18 protein-coding genes and 2 tRNA genes are annotated in these 17,864 nt (G+C 75.0%); 12 read left to right on the forward strand and 8 right to left on the reverse strand.

Annotated elements, in window-relative coordinates; all coding sequences use genetic code 11:
- Positions 1-73: 73 nt before the first annotated feature.
- The 4 genes from orn to ACJTNH_RS13095 all read left to right on the forward strand — a co-directional run bounded on the left by orn (position 74) and on the right by ACJTNH_RS13095 (position 2,282).
- Positions 74-754 carry an oligoribonuclease gene (gene orn, locus ACJTNH_RS13080; RefSeq protein WP_458176316.1) on the forward strand — a complete coding sequence of 227 codons (681 nt, stop codon included), beginning with the start codon at positions 74-76 and terminating at the stop codon, positions 752-754.
- Between the two features lie 62 nt (positions 755-816).
- A tRNA-His gene (locus ACJTNH_RS13085) sits at positions 817-892 on the forward strand.
- Between the two features lie 229 nt (positions 893-1,121).
- Positions 1,122-1,694, forward strand: a complete 573-nt coding sequence (locus ACJTNH_RS13090) for a TetR family transcriptional regulator (RefSeq protein ID WP_458176317.1) — start codon at positions 1,122-1,124, stop codon at positions 1,692-1,694.
- 45 nt (positions 1,695-1,739) lie between these two features.
- Entirely contained in the window at positions 1,740-2,282 is a 543-nt protein-coding gene (locus ACJTNH_RS13095; protein WP_458176319.1) for a DUF1353 domain-containing protein, read from the forward strand.
- A 54-nt stretch (positions 2,283-2,336) separates the two neighbouring features.
- Here the strand turns inward: ACJTNH_RS13095 and ACJTNH_RS13100 are convergent, their stop codons facing one another.
- Complete coding sequence (locus ACJTNH_RS13100; RefSeq protein ID WP_458176321.1) at positions 2,337-3,530, reverse strand: L,D-transpeptidase; 1,194 nt, start codon at positions 3,528-3,530, stop codon at positions 2,337-2,339.
- Between the two features lie 194 nt (positions 3,531-3,724).
- Here ACJTNH_RS13100 and ACJTNH_RS13105 point away from each other — a divergent pair.
- Positions 3,725-3,800: transfer RNA gene (locus tag ACJTNH_RS13105), tRNA-Lys, on the forward strand.
- Positions 3,801-3,870: 70 nt separating this feature from the next.
- On the opposite strand, the gene ACJTNH_RS13110 is transcribed toward ACJTNH_RS13105, so the two are convergent.
- Positions 3,871-4,239, reverse strand: coding sequence for an ANTAR domain-containing protein (locus tag ACJTNH_RS13110; protein ID WP_458176323.1), 369 nt, complete (start codon positions 4,237-4,239; stop codon positions 3,871-3,873).
- Positions 4,240-4,563: 324 nt separating this feature from the next.
- Between ACJTNH_RS13110 and ACJTNH_RS13115 the strand changes: the two genes are divergently transcribed.
- The gene (locus tag ACJTNH_RS13115) at positions 4,564-5,358 is read left to right on the forward strand and encodes an enoyl-CoA hydratase/isomerase family protein (protein WP_458176325.1); all 795 of its coding nucleotides are present in this window, start codon (positions 4,564-4,566) and stop codon (positions 5,356-5,358) included.
- Positions 5,359-5,372: 14 nt separating this feature from the next.
- On the forward strand, positions 5,373-5,741 hold the full coding sequence (locus ACJTNH_RS13120; protein ID WP_458176327.1) for a hypothetical protein: 369 nt from the start codon (positions 5,373-5,375) through the stop codon (positions 5,739-5,741).
- 7 nt (positions 5,742-5,748) lie between these two features.
- On the opposite strand, the gene ACJTNH_RS13125 is transcribed toward ACJTNH_RS13120, so the two are convergent.
- On the reverse strand, positions 5,749-6,924 hold the full coding sequence (locus tag ACJTNH_RS13125; protein WP_458176329.1) for an MFS transporter: 1,176 nt from the start codon (positions 6,922-6,924) through the stop codon (positions 5,749-5,751).
- A 57-nt stretch (positions 6,925-6,981) separates the two neighbouring features.
- Here ACJTNH_RS13125 and ACJTNH_RS13130 point away from each other — a divergent pair, with 57 nt between their 5' ends.
- Positions 6,982-7,530 carry a gluconokinase gene (locus ACJTNH_RS13130; protein ID WP_458176331.1) on the forward strand — a complete coding sequence of 183 codons (549 nt, stop codon included), beginning with the start codon at positions 6,982-6,984 and terminating at the stop codon, positions 7,528-7,530.
- Between the two features lie 107 nt (positions 7,531-7,637).
- On the opposite strand, the gene pruA is transcribed toward ACJTNH_RS13130, so the two are convergent.
- Together pruA and ACJTNH_RS13140 are read right to left on the reverse strand one after the other, a co-directional pair.
- Positions 7,638-9,263, reverse strand: coding sequence for an L-glutamate gamma-semialdehyde dehydrogenase (gene pruA, locus ACJTNH_RS13135; RefSeq protein WP_458176333.1), 1,626 nt, complete (start codon positions 9,261-9,263; stop codon positions 7,638-7,640).
- A gap of 53 nt (positions 9,264-9,316) precedes the next feature.
- A complete protein-coding gene (locus tag ACJTNH_RS13140) occupies positions 9,317-10,249 on the reverse strand; it encodes a proline dehydrogenase family protein (RefSeq protein ID WP_458176335.1) in 933 nt (310 codons plus the stop codon).
- A gap of 134 nt (positions 10,250-10,383) precedes the next feature.
- Here ACJTNH_RS13140 and ACJTNH_RS13145 point away from each other — a divergent pair, with 134 nt between their 5' ends.
- The 3 genes from ACJTNH_RS13145 to ACJTNH_RS13155 are packed head-to-tail and all read left to right on the forward strand — an operon-like array spanning position 10,384 to position 14,653.
- Positions 10,384-11,565 (forward strand): PucR family transcriptional regulator, encoded by a 1,182-nt coding sequence (locus ACJTNH_RS13145; RefSeq protein ID WP_458176337.1) that lies wholly within the window; start codon positions 10,384-10,386, stop codon positions 11,563-11,565.
- The gene (locus ACJTNH_RS13150; RefSeq protein WP_458176339.1) at positions 11,562-12,275 is read left to right on the forward strand and encodes a biliverdin-producing heme oxygenase; all 714 of its coding nucleotides are present in this window, start codon (positions 11,562-11,564) and stop codon (positions 12,273-12,275) included. The genes ACJTNH_RS13145 and ACJTNH_RS13150 overlap by 4 nt, the downstream gene beginning before the upstream one ends.
- On the forward strand, positions 12,272-14,653 hold the full coding sequence (locus tag ACJTNH_RS13155; protein ID WP_458176341.1) for a SpoIIE family protein phosphatase: 2,382 nt from the start codon (positions 12,272-12,274) through the stop codon (positions 14,651-14,653). The genes ACJTNH_RS13150 and ACJTNH_RS13155 overlap by 4 nt, the downstream gene beginning before the upstream one ends.
- 43 nt (positions 14,654-14,696) lie before the next feature.
- Here ACJTNH_RS13155 and ACJTNH_RS13160 read toward each other — a convergent pair whose 3' ends face one another.
- Together ACJTNH_RS13160 and ACJTNH_RS13165 are read right to left on the reverse strand one after the other, a co-directional pair.
- Positions 14,697-14,978, reverse strand: coding sequence for a hypothetical protein (locus ACJTNH_RS13160; RefSeq protein WP_458176343.1), 282 nt, complete (start codon positions 14,976-14,978; stop codon positions 14,697-14,699).
- Positions 14,979-15,014: 36 nt separating this feature from the next.
- The gene (locus ACJTNH_RS13165; protein ID WP_458176345.1) at positions 15,015-16,061 is read right to left on the reverse strand and encodes an FAD-dependent oxidoreductase; all 1,047 of its coding nucleotides are present in this window, start codon (positions 16,059-16,061) and stop codon (positions 15,015-15,017) included.
- Positions 16,062-16,183: 122 nt separating this feature from the next.
- Between ACJTNH_RS13165 and ACJTNH_RS13170 the strand changes: the two genes are divergently transcribed.
- Positions 16,184-17,158 (forward strand): ATP-binding protein, encoded by a 975-nt coding sequence (locus ACJTNH_RS13170; protein WP_458176347.1) that lies wholly within the window; start codon positions 16,184-16,186, stop codon positions 17,156-17,158.
- Between the two features lie 37 nt (positions 17,159-17,195).
- Here ACJTNH_RS13170 and idi read toward each other — a convergent pair whose 3' ends face one another.
- Complete coding sequence (idi, locus tag ACJTNH_RS13175) at positions 17,196-17,750, reverse strand: isopentenyl-diphosphate Delta-isomerase (RefSeq protein WP_458176349.1); 555 nt, start codon at positions 17,748-17,750, stop codon at positions 17,196-17,198.
- Positions 17,751-17,864: the final 114 nt, after the last annotated feature.

The following is a 17,864-nucleotide window of genomic DNA, read 5'->3' on the forward strand; positions in this document are numbered from 1 at the left end:
TTCCGAGACGCGACCGGCGGTTCTGGGGCAGGTGGGACGGGTGAGCCGCGCCCGGGTGCGTAGGGTCGCCCGCGTGGCGGACAGCGCAGCGAACAACCTGGTCTGGATCGACTGTGAGATGACCGGTCTGGACCTCTCCAGCGACAAGCTCATCGAGGTCGCGGTGGTGGTCACCGACTCCCAGCTCAACGTCCTGGACCCCGGCCTCGACGTGATCATCCACGCCGAGGACGCCGACCTGGCCAGGATGGCCGGCGTGGTGACCGAGATGCACGCCCGGTCCGGCCTCACCGAGGAGGTGCGCGCCTCGACGGTGACCCTCGAGGAGGCGCAGGCCATGGTGCTGGCCTACGTGAAGCGGTTCGTGCCCGAGCGGCGCACCGCCCCGCTGTGCGGCAACTCGATCGGCACCGACCGGGGCTTCCTGGCCCGGGACATGCCCGAGCTCGACGACCACCTGCACTACCGGATGATCGACGTCTCCTCGATCAAGGAGCTCGCCCGCCGCTGGTTCCCGCGCGTCTACTTCGCCCAGCCGCCCAAGGGGCTGGCCCACCGGGCGCTGGCCGACATCCTCGAGTCGATCCGCGAGCTGGCCTACTACCGGCAGACGCTCTTCGTGTCCGCTCCCGGCCCCAGCAGCGACCAGGCGCAGGCCGCGTCGGCCGAGGTCGTGGCGGCTTTCGCCCCGGTGCTCGAGGCCGGCGCGGCAGGCGCCGGAACGGTCACCACCCCGGCCTCGTCGGAGGGCTGAGGGTCTCCGGTATCGTATGCTCGTCCACTGGGCCGGCTCTCGCCAGCCGCCCGGTGTGCATGGTGGGTGTAGCTCAGCTGGTAGAGCGCCAGGTTGTGATCCTGGATGTCGCGGGTTCAAGTCCCGTCACTCACCCCACCACGAGGCCCTGGTCAGTTCGCTGGCCAGGGCCTCGCTCGTCGGGCTCGGCTCGGCACCCTCGCGCCCGGCCACCCTCGCGCCCGACCCGCCGATGGCGCGGGGCCCGGCGTCCTCACCGGTCCGGTTGACGCGCACTCCCATCCACCTGGCCCAGTGGGTGCGAACACCGAGCATGACGGCGGCCAGCACAGGTGGCCGAGCCCGCGATCGAGCTGAGGTGGCTGCTGTGCGCGAACGGGACCCGGAGAGCCGGAAGCGGCTCCTGCTGGACGCTGCCCTGACCGAGTTCGCCGCCCGGGGCCTGGCCGGCGCCCGCATCGAGCGGATCGCCGCCGGAGCCCGGTGCAGCGCCGGCCTGGTCTACGCGCACTTCGGCAGCAAGGACGCGCTGTTCGACGCGGTGCTCGCCGACGCCGTGGACCGGACGCTGCACCAGGTGCCCGTCGTGGCCGACGACCTGCCCGGGTACGCGGCCCGCCTCTACGACGTGACCGCCGCCGCGCCGGACGTCGAACGGCTGCTCGCCTGGCACCGCCTGGAGCGGGAGCCGCAGTCACCGTGCCTGCCCGCGGTCACCGAGGCGACGCGGGCGACCGTGGATGCCGTCGCCGCCGCGCAACGGGCCGGGGCCGTGCCCGACCGGTTCGACGCCCCGGAGCTCGTCCTCGCCGTGCAGACGATCGCCCGGATGTGGATCACCCCGCCGGTCGGCGTCCTGCCCGCGGCCATCGTCACCGAGGACCACGGCCACCGCCGCCGCGCCGTGCACGCCGCCGTGTCGGCACTGCTCGCCGCCTGAGCGGCACGCCGTGTACCCCGCCACCCGGCAGGGCAGGTGCCAGGCGTGCCCTTCGACTCCCCCGACCTGACCGTCCGCCGGGTCACCGACCAGTCCTGGGAGGTCCTCGAGCCGCTGACCTACCGCGGGCGCCGGGACACCTTCGTCGTCCCGGCCGGCTTCCGCACCGACTTCGCCTCCGTGCCGCGGGTCGCGGTGTGGCTCTTCCCCCGGTTCGGCCGGTACACGCTGGCCGCGGTGCTGCACGACTGGCTGACCGACGTGGGCATCGCCGCCGGGGCGGTCTCCGCCCGGGACGCCGACGGCGTCTTCCGCCGGGTCATGCGCGAGCTCGGGGTCCCGCCGGTGCGCCGCTGGCTGATGTGGTGCGGGGTGCGCTGGGCCGCGCTCGCCAACCCGGTGCGCCGGCCCGGCTGGTGGCTCGACGCCCCGCGGCTGCTGGGCCTGTCGGTGCTGGCCGCGCCGCTCGTCGTCCCACCGGCTGCGGTGATCGCGGTGGCCCTGGCCGGCTACACCGCCGTCGAGGCCCTGGTCAGCCGGCTCGTCGCGGGCGAGGGAGGCCGACAGGACCGGGGGCTGCGGCTCTGAGACGCACGAGAGGCCGCGACCCGGCGTGGGTCGCGGCCTCTCGTGCTGGGCCGATCAGGACAGCGCGCTGCCGGCCGTCCACTCGTCCCACGGGATGGCCCAGTCGTAGATGTCGCCGTCGGCGGCGGTCAGCGTGCCCCCGATGGAGTTGACCACCTCGACCACGTCACCGGGCTGGGAGAAGTCGTAGAACCACCGGGCGTTCTCGGTGGAGAGGTTGATGCAGCCGTGGCTCACGTTCGCCGAGCCCTGGTCGGCCACCGACCACGGGGCGGCGTGCACGAACTCACCGTTGTTGGAGATGCGCGTCGCGTACTCGACGTCGGTGCGGTACCCGCCGGGGGCGTCGACGGCCAGGCCGAACGTCGAGGAGTCCATGGTGATGTCGGCGAACTTCTCCAGCACAACGTGCGCCCCGTTGTGGGTGGGGTTCTCCGAGCTGCCGGCGCTCATCGGCCAGCTCTGCACCAGCTGGTCACCGTCGTAGACGGTCAGCGTGTGCGCGGCGGCGTCGGCGACGCTGACGTGCTTCTCCCCCACGGAGAAGGACACGGTGCGGTCCTTCTCGCCCCACACACCCTCACCGAAGTCGACGCCGTAGAGGTCGGCCTCCAGCGTGACCTCCGAGTTCGCCGGCCAGTAGGTGGACGGGCGGAAGTGCACCTCGTCGTCGCGCACCCAGTTCCACACGCCGTCGGTCGGGACGGAGGAGGTCACCAGCAGGTGGCTCTCGACGGCGGCCTTGTCGGCCACCGGCTCGTCGAAGAAGACCCGGATGGGCATCCCCACGCCGACGGTCGTGCCGTCCAGCGGCCCGATGCCCGGGGTGGAGAGCGTGCCCGGGGTGACGGTGGTGAAGGTCGACTCGGCGGTGGCCTCGTCGTCGGTCTCGTTCGTCGCGGTGGCGGTGACCGTGTAGCTGGTGCCGTAGGCGAGGTCGGCCTCCGGCGTCCAGACGGACGCGTCTCCCTCGCCAGCCGCCACGCTGCCGGGCACCGCGGCGCCCGTGCCGTCGACGACGGTGACGTCGCCGAGCTCACCGCCGGTGACCGTCACCTCCAGCGGGGTCGTGGGCGACACGTCGACCGCCTCGTCGGCCAGGCTCAGCGCCAGCTCCGCCGGCGGCGCCGACGACGGTGCCGCCGCCTCGCCCCCGTCGTCGGACGACGACCCCGAGCAGCCCGCGAGCAGCGCGAGCAGGACGGCGATGAGCACTGCGGCGATCCGTCTCGCCTGGTGCGACCCCACGAAGACCCTGCCTCCTGTACCGGCGCGCACCCGACCCGGGACCCTCCCGGTGGATGCGCCGCACTCCAGTGAACACGCTCCCGCCGACGGTTGGGTGTGTCCGAGGACATGTCGCGATGTCCGGCCCCGCCTCATCGCGGCGCCGGATCGGCGTGTAGAGTCCTCTCCTGTTGCCCGGTCGTGCCGAGCGACACGCGCCATTAGCTCAATTGGCAGAGCAGCTGACTCTTAATCAGCGGGTTCGGGGTTCGAGTCCCTGATGGCGCACCACGATCGACCAGCGGCTCCGTCCTCCGGGACGGGGCCGCTTCGTCGTTCTCGGGCCCGGTGGGCGCGACGGTCAGGTGGGCAGCGCGCCGGTCAGGGCGACGTGCTCGGCGACGTGCCGCAGCTTGCGGTTCTGCCGTTGGCTCGTGTCGGTGAGCAGCTCGAACGCGGCCGCCTCGCTGAGCCCCCGCTGCGCCATCAGGATGCCCATCGCCATGCCGATGACCCGGGCGGTCTTCAGGGCGATCTCCAGGTTCTCCACCTGCACCAGGGCCGCCTCGGTCTCCCGCCGCGAGAGCGCCGTCTCGGCCCGGGACAGCGCCGTCTCGCTGCGTGCCACCGCGGTCTCCGAGCGGGACACCTGGGTCTCCGCCCGCGAGACCGCCAGCTCCTCGACCGTCTGCGCCAGGCGCGCCTCGATGGTCTCGTCCGGGTCAGCCACGGCACGCGCCCACGCGGCCGATCCTGGCACGGATGTGGCGAGGGGCGCGAGATCGCTCCACGCTCGTCGGGCCTGGTGCCCTGCCTCGTCCGTGCAGTCGGACGCCGCGGCGGCCCTGGGCTCCCCCGGGTCGAGACGGCGGCCCGGTGGAGCCGACCTCCGAGGGAGCTCGAGGGATCGCGCCGCCCTCCAGGGACAGCGGGGACGGCGCGACCGTCCGGTGTTCGCACCGAGCGGTGCCGCCGGATGGGTGTGCGCCGCGACTCGGGCGGCGAGTCGCCCTCGGCCTGACCGGCACCCCGGCGAGAGGGCAGGATCGCGGCCATGAGCGAACCGCAGCGCCGCGAGTCGGGACTGGTCACCGAGACCCGGGGGCACGTCCGCGTGCTCACCCTGGACCGGCCGGAGCGCCGCAACGCGCTCTCCGGCGCCCTGCAGGCCGACCTGGTCGAGGAGCTGCTGGCCTGCGGCGAGGATGCCGACGTCCGGGCGATCGTGCTGACCGGCAACGGGCCGGCGTTCTGCGCGGGCTTCGACCTCAAGGAGATCCGGGAGGCCGACCAGCGCGGTGAGCCCTTCCGGCCGCCGATGAGCCGGCCGGGCCGCAACCTCTTCGAGGTGCTCGGTGAGACGTACGTGCCGGTGATCGCCGCGCTCGGCGGGCACGCGGTCGCCGGCGGCTTCGAGCTGGCCCTGGCCTGCGACCTCCGGGTGGCCGCTCCCGGCATCAAGCTCGGTCTGCCGGAGGCGACGATCAGCATGGGCGCCAACTACGGCTCGGTCGTGCTGCCCAAGCGCATCCCGATGGGGATCGCCCTGGAGATGCTGCTCACCGGCGAGTACGTGACCAGCGAGGACGCCGCCCGCTGGGGTCTGGTCAACCGCGTCGTCCCGGCGGAGGAGGTGCTGCCGACCGCGCTGGCGCTGGCCGAGCGGATCGCGGCGAACGCGCCGCTGTCGGTGCGGCGGATGAAGGAGACCGCGGTCAAGGGCGTGGAGCTGCCGCTGTCGACGGCGCTGCGGCTGGACGTCGGCCCGAACCCCTACCTCAGCGACGACCGCCGCGAGGGCATCGCCGCCTACCTGGAGAAGCGGGCGCCACGCTGGTCCGGGCGCTGAGGGACAGTGGAGGGGTGACCGCACCGTCTGACTCCCCCGCCGACACCGGCGCCCGCCGCGCCGCCGAGTACCTGCAGCTGCTCGCCGACGGGCGCACCGACGACGCCGAGGCCCTGCTCGCCGACCTGTCCGACCCCCGGGAGCTGGCCTTCATCGGGGCCGCCCTGACCACCACCGCCCGCCGCACCGGCCGCACGCTGCCCACGGCGATGCGGGCGCAGTCCAGCAGCCGGCAGGTGCTGCTGGGTCAGCTGCGCGACGCGAACCGCCGCGACGTCGACGGGCTGCGCTCGTGGCTGCGGGCGGCCGCCGAGGAGGTCCGCACGGTCCAGCGGCTCGCCGAGACGGTGCGGGAGCGGCTGGGCGACCAGGCCGCCGGCTGAGCGCGGCTCAGCCGGCGGTGCGCAGGGCGCGCGGCAGGGTGACCGCCAGCGGCAGCGCCAGGGCGAGCAGCACCGCCACCAGCACGTAGCTCAGCGGCAGCCCGACCTGGGCGGCGACCGCCCCGACGGCGAGCGCCCCGATCGCGGTGCCGCTGTCGTAGCAGGCGTTCCAGACGGCGCTGACCGTGGTGGTCTGCCCGGCACCCGCCCGGGCCAGGGCGATGACCAGGGTGAGGTTCTGCACCGCGCCGTAGGCGATGCCCAGCGCGAAGGCCCCGGCCAGCACGGCCGCAGCCCCGCCGGCCCCGGTGGCGCGCAGCCCCAGCGCGAGCAGCAGCAGGCCGGCCACCCCGCTGGCCATCGCCGCGGGCATGAGCACCCGCGCCCCCAGCCGGTCGACCAGCACCCCGGCGCCCCACCGGCACAGCGCCGTGCTCACCCCGAACACCAGCAGCGCGACCACCGCCAGCGCGCCGTCGGGCAGCTCGATCGGCAGGAAGGTGACCAGGCCACCACCGGCCAGCGTCACCACCAGCAGCACCAGGGACGGCGCAGCGGCCGCCCACACCGCTGCCCGGGAACCGCCCGGCGCCGTCGCCTCCGGTGGGCCGAGCGCCCGCACCAGCCCGGGCACGAACACCAGCGCCAGCACCGGGGCGGCCGCCGCTGCCGCCACCACCGGGAAGTGGCCGGCGAGGGTGAGCGCCGTCCCGCCCGGCACGGCGGCCAGCGTCGGCACGGAGATCGCCAGCCCGTAGATGCCGATCGACTCACCCCGCCGCTCGGGCGGCACCGCCTGGGCGGCGACGGTGGACCCGAGCACCGTGAGCACCGCGAACCCGACCCCGCGGACCACCGAGACGACGGCGAACCAGCGCACGTCGTCGGCCAGCAGGTACAGCGGCGACGGCGCCCCGATCGCGACCAGCCCGGCGGCCAGCACCGGCCCGATGCCCAGCCGGGCGACCAGCGCCGGGACCGCCGTCTGGGCGAGCACCGTGGCGACCAGGAACACCGTCGTCACCGAGCCGGCCGCGGTCAGCCCGGCGCCGAGCGAGGCGGCATGGGCGGGCAGCGCCGACAGCAGCAGCGAGTAGCTCAGGAACCCCAGCGCGTTCAGCGCGAACAGCGAACGGACGGCCGGCAGTCGCCACAGCGAGGCCCGTCGTCCGACCGTCGTCACGCCCGCTGCCCCCCGCCCCGGTTCACGTCCAGGCCCACGACTGCCTACGGTCAGGCCATGGAATCCACGCCCAGCATCCCGGCGACCACCTCGATCGTCGTCATGGGGGTCTCCGGCTCAGGCAAGTCGACCACCGCCACCGAGATCGCCCGCCGACTGCAGTGGGAGTTCATCGAGGGCGACGACCTGCACCCGCCGGAGAACGTGGAGAAGATGCGCAGCGGCACGCCGCTGGACGACGAGGACCGCTGGCCGTGGCTGGCCCGCATCGCCGAGCTGATCGGTGAGCACGAGGCCGCCGGGACGTCGTTCATCCTCACCTGCTCGGCGCTCAAGCGCAGCTACCGCGACCGGCTGCGCGACGGGCACCCGTCGGTGTGGTTCGCCCACGCCAACACCTCGGAGGGGACCCTCACCGAGCGGCTGGCCAAGCGGAAGGGCCACTACATGCCGCCGTCCCTGCTGCGCAGCCAGCTGGACACCCTGGAGCCGCTGGGCGAGGACGAGCCGGGCGCCGTGGTGCCCGGCGAGGGCTCGGTCGAGGAGACCGTCGGCGACCTGCTGGCCGAGCTCTGCGCCGAGCGCCAGATCCCGCTCCCCGACTGAGCCCCGTGCCCTCGGTGAGTGGCGCAGACAGCCACTCACCGAGGGCGGCTCCTCGGCCCCCGTGCAGGGTCCCGCCACGAGCTCGCGAGCGGGGGCAAGGGGGGCCTTCAGGCCATGTGGGGGTAGCGGTGGTCGGTGGCGGGGACGAAGGTCTCCTTGATCGACCGCGCGCTGGTCCAGCGCAGCAGGTTCTGCGCGGCGCCGGCCTTGTCGTTGGTGCCCGAGCCGCGGCCTCCGCCGAAGGGCTGCTGGCCCACGACCGCGCCGGTGGGCTTGTCGTTGACGTAGAAGTTGCCGGCGGCGTGGCGCAGGAAGCGCTGGGCGTGCGCGATCGCCACCCGGTCCTGGGCGATCACCGAGCCGGTCAGCGCGTAGGGCGCGACCGACTCCATCTGCTTCAGCACGGTGTCGTAGTCGGCGTCGTCGTAGACGTGCACGGCGAGCACCGGGCCGAAGTACTCGGTGGTGAACACGTCGTGCCCGGGGTCGGTGCCCTCGATCACGGTGGGCCGGACGAACCAGCCCTCGCTGTCGTCGGCCGTCCCGCCGGCGACCACGGTCAGCGCGTCGTCGTCCTCCGCCGACTCCAGGACCTTCGACAGCTTGGTGAACGACTTCCGGTCGATGACCGCGCCCATGAAGTTGGCGAAGTCGGTGACGTCGCCCATCGGGATCTCCTCGACGGTGCCGATCAGGTCGTCGCGGACCTTCGCCCACAGGCTGCGCGGCACGTAGGCCCGGGACGCCGCCGAGCACTTCTGCCCCTGGTACTCGAACGCGCCGCGGATCATCGCGGTGCGCAGCACGTCGGGGTCTGCGGAGGGGTGGGCGACGATGAAGTCCTTGCCGCCGGTCTCGCCGACGACCCGCGGGTAGCCGCGGTAGCCGGAGATGTTCTCCCCCACCGTGCGCCACAGGTGCTGGAACACCGGGGTCGAGCCGGTGAAGTGGATGCCGGCCAGGTCGCGGTCGGCGAGCACCACGTCGGAGACGGCGACCCCGTCACCGGGCAGCATGTTGATCACGCCCGGGGGCAGCCCGGCGGCCTCGAGCAGCCGCATCGTGTACCAGGCCGCCAGCTGCTGGGTCGGCGCCGGCTTCCAGACCACCGTGTTGCCCATCAGCGCCGGCGCGGTGGGCAGGTTGCCGGCGATGGCGGTGAAGTTGAACGGGGTGACCGCGTAGACGAAGCCCTCCAGCGGGCGGTGGTCGACCCGGTTCCAGACCCCGGGGCTGCTCACCGGCTGCTCGGCCAGCACCTGCCGGGCGAAGTGCACGTTGTAGCGCCAGAAGTCGATCAGCTCGCAGGCGGCGTCGATCTCGGCCTGGTGGGCGGTCTTGCTCTGGCCGAGCATCGTGGCGGCGTTGAGCGTCTGCCGCCAGGGGCCGGCCAGCAGGTCGGCGGCCTTGAGGAAGACCGCGGCCCGGTCGTCGAAGGAGAGCTCCGACCAGCCCGGCGCCGCCTCCTTGGCGCACCGGACGGCGTCGGCGGCGTCGGCTGCGGTGGCGGCGGCCGAGGTGCCGAGCACCTGGGCGTGCCGGTGCGGGGCGACCACGTCGAACGCCGCACCGCCGGCCATCCGCTGCGCACCACCGATCGTGGCGGTCAGCTCGACCGGGGCGGCGGCCAGCTCGGTCAGCCGCTGCTGCAGCGCGGCCCGCTCCGGCGATCCGGGGGCGTAGTCGCCGACGGGCTCGTTGCGCGGCGCGGGTACCTGGGTGACGGCGTCCATGAGGTGCTCCTCGAGAGAGGGGCCAAAGTCGCGATTTTGGCCCTGGGGTGGGGTCAGGAACGGGTGGCGAGGGAGCGGAGGAAGAACTGCAGGTTGGCGGGGCGCTCGGCCAGCCGGCGCATGAAGTAGCCGTACCAGTCGGCGCCGTAGGGCACGTACGCGCGCACGGTGTGCCCGGCCCGGGCCAGCCGGAGCTGCTCGTCGGGGCGGATGCCGTAGAGCAGCTGGAACTCGTAGCTGTCGCGGTCGCGGCCGACCTCGGCGACCAGCGCGAGCATCCGGTCGATCATCGCCGGGTCGTGGGTGCCGGCCATCGGGTACCCGCCGCCGCGGACCAGCACCTCCAGGCTGCGGGCGTAGGCGGCGTCCACGTCGGCCTTGTCCTGGTGGGCCACCGAGGCGGGCTCCCGGTAGGCGCCCTTGACCAGCCGCACCCGCGACCCGGGGACGGCGAGGGCCCGGGCGTCGTCCTCGGTGCGGTGCAGCATCGCCTGCAGGACGGCGCCCGTGCCCGGGTGGTCGCGGCGCAGCTCGGCCAGCACACCGAGGGTGGAGTCGACGGTGCGGGAGTCCTCCATGTCCAGGGTCACCGTGGTGCCCAGCGCGGTGGCGGCCTCGACGACCGGGCGCACCAGCTGGAGCGCGACGTCGTCCCCGCCGACCGGCAGCGCCTGCCCGAAGGCCGACAGCTTCACCGAGACCTCCGCGGCCGGGCCCAGGCCCAGCGGGGCCAGCCCCTCGAGCGCGGCGAGGTAGGCGTCCCGGGTGCGCCGGGCCTCGCTGCGGTCGGTGACGTCCTCGCCGAGGTGGTCGAGGGTGACCGCGAGCCCGTCGGCGGACAGCGCGCGCACCACCTCGAGCGCCTCGGGCAGCGTCTCCCCGGCCACGAACCGGTCGACCACCCGCCGGGTGACCGGCGTGCCGGTGACCACCCGGCGCAGGCCGGGACGGCGAGCGGCGGCGAGCAGGGCCTTCTGGGTGAGCACGGCGCCTCCGCGGGCGACTGGTGACCGGTGGTGCCTGCGAACGCTAGGGACGCCCGTGCCCGGCGCACCAGCGACAGATGTCCGGACTCGCCGACCTCCTCTCGTACGATCGTCTGAACGGCGGGAGGAGCCCGGTGCGCGACGACCTGCAGGACCTGGTGGACGAGGTGTCGGCGCTGCTGGGCGCCCCCGCCACGCTGGAGGACCGCGACTTCACCCTGCTGGCCTTCTGCGCCCACGACGGCACCGGCCCGGCCACGCCCGGCGCCACGATGGACGCCGTCCGGGCCCGCTCGATCCTCGGCCGCAGCTCCACCCCCGAGGTGCGGGCCTGGTTCGAGAGCCACGGCATCGCCCGGGCCACCGCCCCGCTGCGGGTGCCCGCCGACCCCGCGGCCGGGGTGCTCACCCGGCTCTGCCTGCCGGTGCGTGCCGGCGACCGGCTGCACGGCTACCTGTGGCTGCTCGACGAGGAGCGCACCGACGTCACCGACCCCGACGCCCCGGGCCTGGCCGAGGCGGTCGCCTTCGCGGCGGAGGCCGGCCGGCTGCTCGCCGAGGGCCGGCCCGGCACCGCGGACCTGTCGGCCGCCCTGCGCACCGCGCTCACCGACCCGGCGCCGGGCCGGGCGGTGCGCACCCTCACCGAGGCGCTGGGCGCGAGCACCCCGGTCACCCTGGTCGCGCTGCTGCCGGCCGGGCCGGGGCTCCCGGCGGGGTGGACACCCCCGGGCGCCGGCGCCGTCCCGGCCGTGCTCGAGGACGGCGCCGTCGCCGTCCTGCTGCCGCTGCCCGGCCGCGGTGACCACCGGCCGGCCGGCGCGCTGAGCGGAGCGGCGCTAGGCGGCCTGCCGCCGGGCAGCACCGCGGGGGTGGCCGTCGCCCGGCACGGCTGCAGCGCGCTGACCGCCCAGTGGCACGAGGCCCGGACGGCGGCGCGGGTGGCCGCCGCCGACCCCCGGCTCGCGCCGGCGGCGTCGTGGGCGGAGCTGGGCGCCTGGCGGGCGGTGGCCGGCCTGCCCGGGCCGGACCCGGTGCTGGCGCCGCTGCTGGCCGACCCGGTGCTGACCGCGACGGCGGCCACCTGGCTGGACTGCGCCGGCAGTCCGCAGCGCGCGGCGGGCGAGCTCTGCATCCACCGGCAGACGCTGTACTACCGGCTCGGCCGGATCGAGCAGCTCACCGGCCTGGACCTCGCCGACGGGGCCGACCGGCTGCTGCTGCACCTCGGCGTGCGGGCCGCCCGACTGGCCGAGATCGGGTGGGCACCGCAACCGCCCCGGCCGCCAGGTGGCCTATCCTCGGTGCGCACATGACGGCAGGACAGAACGCGACACCGGCGCCCCGGGACGACGCGATCGACGACGGGGACCGGGTGGACGACCGAGACGTGCTGCGCCGCCTGCGCACCGACACCGCAGCGGAGCACCAGGCGGTCGAGGACACGCTCGACCTGCTCGACGCCGACCTGACCCGGGAGCACCTGGTCGAGGCGCTCACCCGGATGCACGGGTTCTGGCTGGCCGCCGAGGCCGGGCTGGACGCCTGGGCGCAGGAGCACCCGGCCGACGCCGTCGAGGTCGACTGGGCTGCCCGCCGCCGCTCGCACCTGTTCGCCGCCGACCTGGCCGCGCTCGGCGCCCCGGCGGCGGCAGACCGGCCCCAGCTCCCCGACGTCGCGGACACCGACGAGGCGCTGGGCCGGCTGTACGTGCTGGAGGGCTCGTCGCTGGGCGGGGTGTTCATCGACCGCCACCTCGCCACGCTCCCGCAGTTCGCCGACGCCGGACGGCTCGCCTGCTTCTCCCCCTACGGCGAGCAGACCGGCGCCCGGTGGCACGACTTCCGCACGGTGACCCGCGCCCGGGTGGCCGGGGGCGGGGACGCCGACCGGCTGGTCGCCGCCGCCCGCGAGACCTTCGGCACCCTGGCGCGCTGGTGCGGCGCGGCAGCACCCGAGCAGGCACCCTGGACACCGACGTCGTCCCGCGGGGGACACACCCGAGGGAACGAGGTCGTCGCGTGACGGACCAGTTGCAGGCCGGTCCCTGGCTCGCCCCCGGCGAGCCGGTCGACCTCACCAACTGCGAGCGCGAGCCGATCCACGTGCCGGGCAGCATCCAGCCCCGGGGCGTGCTGCTGGCGGTCAGCGAGCCGGACATGGTGGTCCGGCAGGTCTCCCGCAACCTCGCCGACCTGGTCGGCACGGCCTGGGACGACGCCCTGGGCCGTCCGCTGGCCGACGTCGTCGGAGTGGTGCCGGCCCAGGCGATCGCCCGCTCCGCCCGCGCCTTCGGTGACCTGCGCGAGCGCAACCCGGTCGAGCTGACGCTGGACTGCGACGGCACCCCCTGCCCGGTCGACGCGATCCTGCACCGCGCCGTGCACTCGGTCGAGGAGACCGTGCGGCCGTTCACCGAGCCCGGGCCACCGGTGAGCGGCGCCCGCCAGGCCACCGCGACCAGCACGCTGGTGGTGGAGCTGGAGCCGGCCTACGGCCCCCGCCCGTTCTCCTTCCCGAACACCTACCAGGCGGTGCGCGGCACGATCGGTGAGCTCAACCGCGCGACCTCGCTGCAGCAGCTCTACGACATCACCGCCGAGGCGGTGCGCACGCTGACCGGGTTCGACCGGGTGATGGTCTACCGCTACGACGCCGACTACAACGGCGAGGTGGTGGCCGAGGCCAAGCTGCCCGAGCTCAACTCCTTCCTCGGGCTGCACTACCCGGCCTCGGACATCCCGGCCCAGGCGCGGGCGCTGTACGAGAAGAACTGGATCCGGCTGATCTCCGACGTCACCTACACGCCGGCCCCGCTGGAGCCGGTCGACCTGCCGGCGACCGGGCAGCCGCTGGACCTCACCTACTCCACGCTGCGCAGCGTCTCGCCGATCCACTGCGAGTACCTGCAGAACATGGGCGTGCGCGCGTCGATGTCGATCTCGCTGCTGCGCGACGACAAGCTGTGGGGCCTCATCGCCTGCCACCACTACTCCGGCCCGCACGCCCCGCCGTACGCCACCCGCGCGGCCGCGGAGTTCCTCGGCTCGACCCTCTCGCTGCGGCTGGTCGACCGGGCCGAGGACGAGGAGCACCGCCGGGCGCTCCAGGTGCGCTCCACCATGGCCTGGCTGACCGCGGCCGCTCTGGACGAGGACCGCCCGCTGGCCGAGAGCCTGCTGGGGCACCCCGGCCTGCTCGACGTGCTGCCGGCCGACTCGGTGGTGGTGAACCTGCAGGGCAGCACCGGCAGCGCCGGGGTGCCGCTGCCCGCCGAGGTCGTGCGCGCCGTCGCCGGCTGGGCCGCCGCCCAGGGCGAGGACGTGGTGTGCACCGACCGGCTGCCGCTGGTCGCCCCGCAGCTCGACGTCCCGGCCGACCTCGCCTGCGGGGTGCTGGCGCTGCCGCTGCCCGAGGGGCAGTACGTGATCTGGACCCGCCCGGAGACGGTGCACTCGGTCGACTGGGGCGGCGACCCGCACAACAAGGCGATCGCCGAGCGCGAGGGCGACTCGGTGCGCCTGTCGCCGCGCAAGTCCTTCGACCGGTGGCGGGAGACGGTGCGCAACCGCTCGGAGGCCTGGACGCCGGCCCAGCTGGCCGAGGTCGGCGACCTGCGCACCAACCTGCTCGAGGCGCTCTACGCCCGGTCCCGCCGGGTGGCGCAGGCCGCGCTCACCCTGCAGCGCAGCCTGCTGTCCGAGCCCCCGGACCCCGACCACCTCGAGTTCGCCGTCCGGTACGTGCCGGCCGCCCGCGAGGCCCAGGTCGGGGGCGACTGGTACGACGTCTTCCAGCAGCCCGACGGGGCGACCGCGCTGGTGATCGGCGACGTCGTCGGGCACGACACCGAGGCCGCCGCCTGCATGGGCCAGCTGCGCGGGCTGCTGCGCGGGATCAGCTACGACAGCGCCGACAGCCCGGCCGGCGTGCTGTCCCGGCTGGACCGGGCGATGGACGGGCTCCAGCTGGAGACCCTCGCCTCGCTGATCGTGGCCCGGCTGGAGCAGACGCCAGAGGAGTTCGAGCAGGGCGTCACCCGGCTGCGCTGGTCGAACGCCGGTCACCCGCCCCCGGTGCTGCTGCTGCCCGACGGGTCGACCCGCGTGCTCACCGCCGACCGGGCGGAGCTGCTGGTGGGCGTGCACCTGGACGCGGTGCGCCGGGACCACGTGGTCACCGTGCCCCGCGGCTCGACGGTGCTCTTCTACACCGACGGCCTCGTCGAGCGGCGCGACCAGGTGTTCGACGTCGGCATCGAGGCACTGGCCGCGGAGCTCACCACCCTGGCCGGGCTGCCGATCGCCGAGCTGGCCGACCAGCTGCTGTCCCGGCTGCTCCCCGAGCGGGCCGAGGACGACGTCGCGCTGATCGCCGTCCGGCTCAACCCCCAGCACGACTGAGGGAGGGCCCTCCCGGCCATGTCGGCGACCCTGACCGGGTGGGTCAGCGGTCGGTGAACTCCGCGTCCAGGCCGTCGGCGTTGCCGCCGGCGGTGCCCTCGGCCGGCAGCGGTGCGTCGTCGGCCGCCGCTGCGACGACCGCCGGGGCGTCCTCGACGGCGGGCTCGGCGGTGCCCTCACCGGGCTTGCGCAGCTGCTCGAGCAGCCGCCGCTCGTCCTTGGCCAGCGGCCGGCTGTCGAGGTGGCCGGGCTCGCCCTCGTCGTTGCCGGTGGCCATGCCGGTGTCGGGCAGGCTCGGGTCGGGGTTCTCGGACTGCGCGCTCATGGCCCTCTCCTACCTGGTCCGGGCCTCGGACAACCCTCAGGCCGCGGCGTCGGCGGCCAGGGTGCGCAGCAGCTCACGGGCAGCGGACTGGCCGGCCCGGTTCGCGCCGACGGTGCTGGCCGAGGGCCCGTAGCCCACCAGGTGCAGCCGCGGCTCGGCGACCACCCGGGTGCCGTCCATGGTGATGCCGCCACCAGGGGCGCGCAGCCGCAGCGGGGCCAGGTGGTCCAGCGCCGGGCGGAAGCCGGTGGCCCAGAGGACGACGTCGGCGCGCACGTGCCGGTGGTCGGCGTCCCAGACCACGCCGTCGGCGTCCAGCCTGTCGAACACCGGCAGCCGGTCGAGCACCCCGCGGGCCCGGGCGGCGAGCACCGCCTCGGTCTCCACCAGCCCGGTGACGCCGACGACGCTGCCCGGCGGCAGGCCCGCGCGCACCCGCTGGTCGACCAGCGCGACGGCGGCCCGGCCGGCGTCCTCGTCGAAGCCGCCGGTGCGCCAGACCGGCTCCCGGCGGGTGACCCAGGTGGTGCTGGTGACCTCACTGATCTCGATGAGCTGCTGCACCGCCGACGTCCCGCCGCCGACGACCACCACGTGCCGGCCGCGGAACTCCTCGGCGCCGCGGTAGTCGGCGGCGTGCAGCTGCCGGCCGCGGAACAGCTCCCGGCCGGGGTAGGCCGGCCAGAACGGCCGGGTCCAGGTGCCGGTGGCGTTCACCAGCCCGCGCGCCGTCCACTCCCCCGCGCTGGTGTCCAGCACGAACCCGTCGTCGGCGCGGTGCACCGCCCGGACGGCGACCGGGCGGCGCACCGGCAGGTCGAAGCGGCGCTCGTGCTCGGCGAAGTACGCGGCGACCACCTCACTGGCCGGCGCCGACGGGTCGGCGTCGGGCAGCGGGAGGCCGGGGAGCGGGGCGATCCGGTGCGCGCGGTCCAGCCGCAGTGACGGCCAGCGGTGCTGCCACGCCCCGCCGGCGCCGTCCTCGGCGTCCAGCACGACGAAGTCCGCACCGGCCCGGCGCAGGCCGTAGGCGGCCGAGAGACCCGCCTGACCGGCCCCGATCACCACGACGTCGTTGTGCACGTGCTGCGCAACAGCGCCACCGGCTCACTCGTTCCGGGTGTGACCTCGGTGGCCGGATGTGTCCCGATCACGCTTCGGGGGCACAGGCACCCCGTCGGAGCAGACGACGAGGAGGTGCTCCCGTGACACAGCGCGTCGACGAGCACCAGCACCACGAGGAGCAGGGCTACCGCCACGTGGGGTACGTGCTCACACCCGGCGAGGACGTCGCGACGGTCGTGGGGCCGATCCTGCGCCGCGCCGTGGCTCAGGGCGAGCCGGTGGTGATCGCCTGCCCGGAGGCCGTCGCGTCGTCACTGACCGCCGTGCTCCAGGAGGCCGGCGACGTCCACCTGGCCCCCACCGAGCCACTGGCCGACCGCCCGCCCGCGGCGCTGGCGGCGATCGCCCGGCTGGTCGACGAGCGGGTGCCCGGCACCGGCCACCGCCTGCACCTGGTGACCGGTCCCGGCGGCCCGGACGCCGACCCGGCTGCCTGGGTGCAGACCGAGGCGCTGCTCAACCACGTGCTGGCCGAGCGGCCGGTCGACCACATCTGCCTGCTGGCCCCGCTGGCCGCGGAGGGCTCCGACCCGTGGGCCGTCGCGCGGGCCACCCACCCGTGGCTGCTCACCAGCGAGGGCGCCGTCCGCAACCCGGACTTCCGTCCGCCGGCCGAGCTGCTGCGCGAGGTGCAGCAGGCGAGCATCCCCGACCCGCTCGAGGAGACCGAGCCCACCCTGGCCATGGTCGACCTCGACGACATGCGGGCGCTGCGCCGGGCGCTGAACCGGGTGCTGGCCGAGAGCGCCCTGTCCGCCGACGCCGCCCAGGACTTCGTGCTGGCGATCGACGAGGTCACCGCCAACGCCACCGAGCACGGCGTCCCGCCGGTCGACGTCAAGCTCTGGTGCACGCCGGAGCGGCTGCTCTGCGCGGTGACCGACCGCGGCACGGCCTTCGAGGACCCGCTGGCCGGGTACGGGCCGGCGCACGGCGACATGGCGGTCGGCGGGATGGGCCTGTGGCTGGCCCGCCGGTCGGTCGACAGCCTGACCGCGGCCCCGGCGGACGAGTCCGGCGACGGCTGCACGGTGCGGCTCGTCGTCAACGCCTGACGGCCGCCCCCGCGCCGGCGGCGCCTGCGGCCGACGGTCAGGTGGCGGCCAGGCCCTCCAGCAGGCCGGCGGCCTCGATCAGCCGGGCCTGCTCCCGGCACCAGGGCGACCAGGCGTCGTACTGGGTGGTCTCCTGCCGGGCCCGGAACGCGGCCCAGTCCAGCAGCTCCCACTCCCCCACCTCGGTCGGGTCCGGGGCCGGGGAACCGGCGAACCGGCCCAGGTAGACCGGGCACACCTCGTTCTCCACGACGCCGCGGAACTCCGCCCGGTAGCGGTAGGAGGGCAGGGCCGGGCGCAGCCGGTCGACGGTCAGGCCCAGCTCGTAGTCGGCCCGGCGGGCGATGGCCTCGTCGTCGGCCTCACCCGGCCCCGGGTGGCCGCAGACGGTGTTGGTCCACATCCCCGGGAAGGTCGCCTTCGAGTCCGCGCGGCGGGTGACCAGCAGCCGCCCGGAGTCGTCGAAGAGGTAGGCGGAGAAGGCCCGGTGCAGCGGTGTGTCGCCGTGGTGGACCAGCGGCTTGGGCATGCTGCCGATCGCCGTCCCGTCCTCGTCGACCAGGACGATCAGCTCTGCTGCCGGAGACGCCACCACGGCTCCATCGTCCCCGACGCCGCCACCCGGTGCACCAAACACCCCGGCACCAAGATCGACTCGGATGGGTGAGGGGTGGTCGTCACGCTGAGCAACGGCCCACACACTGGC

The sequence above is a fragment of the Modestobacter lacusdianchii genome (genome assembly GCF_054177765.1).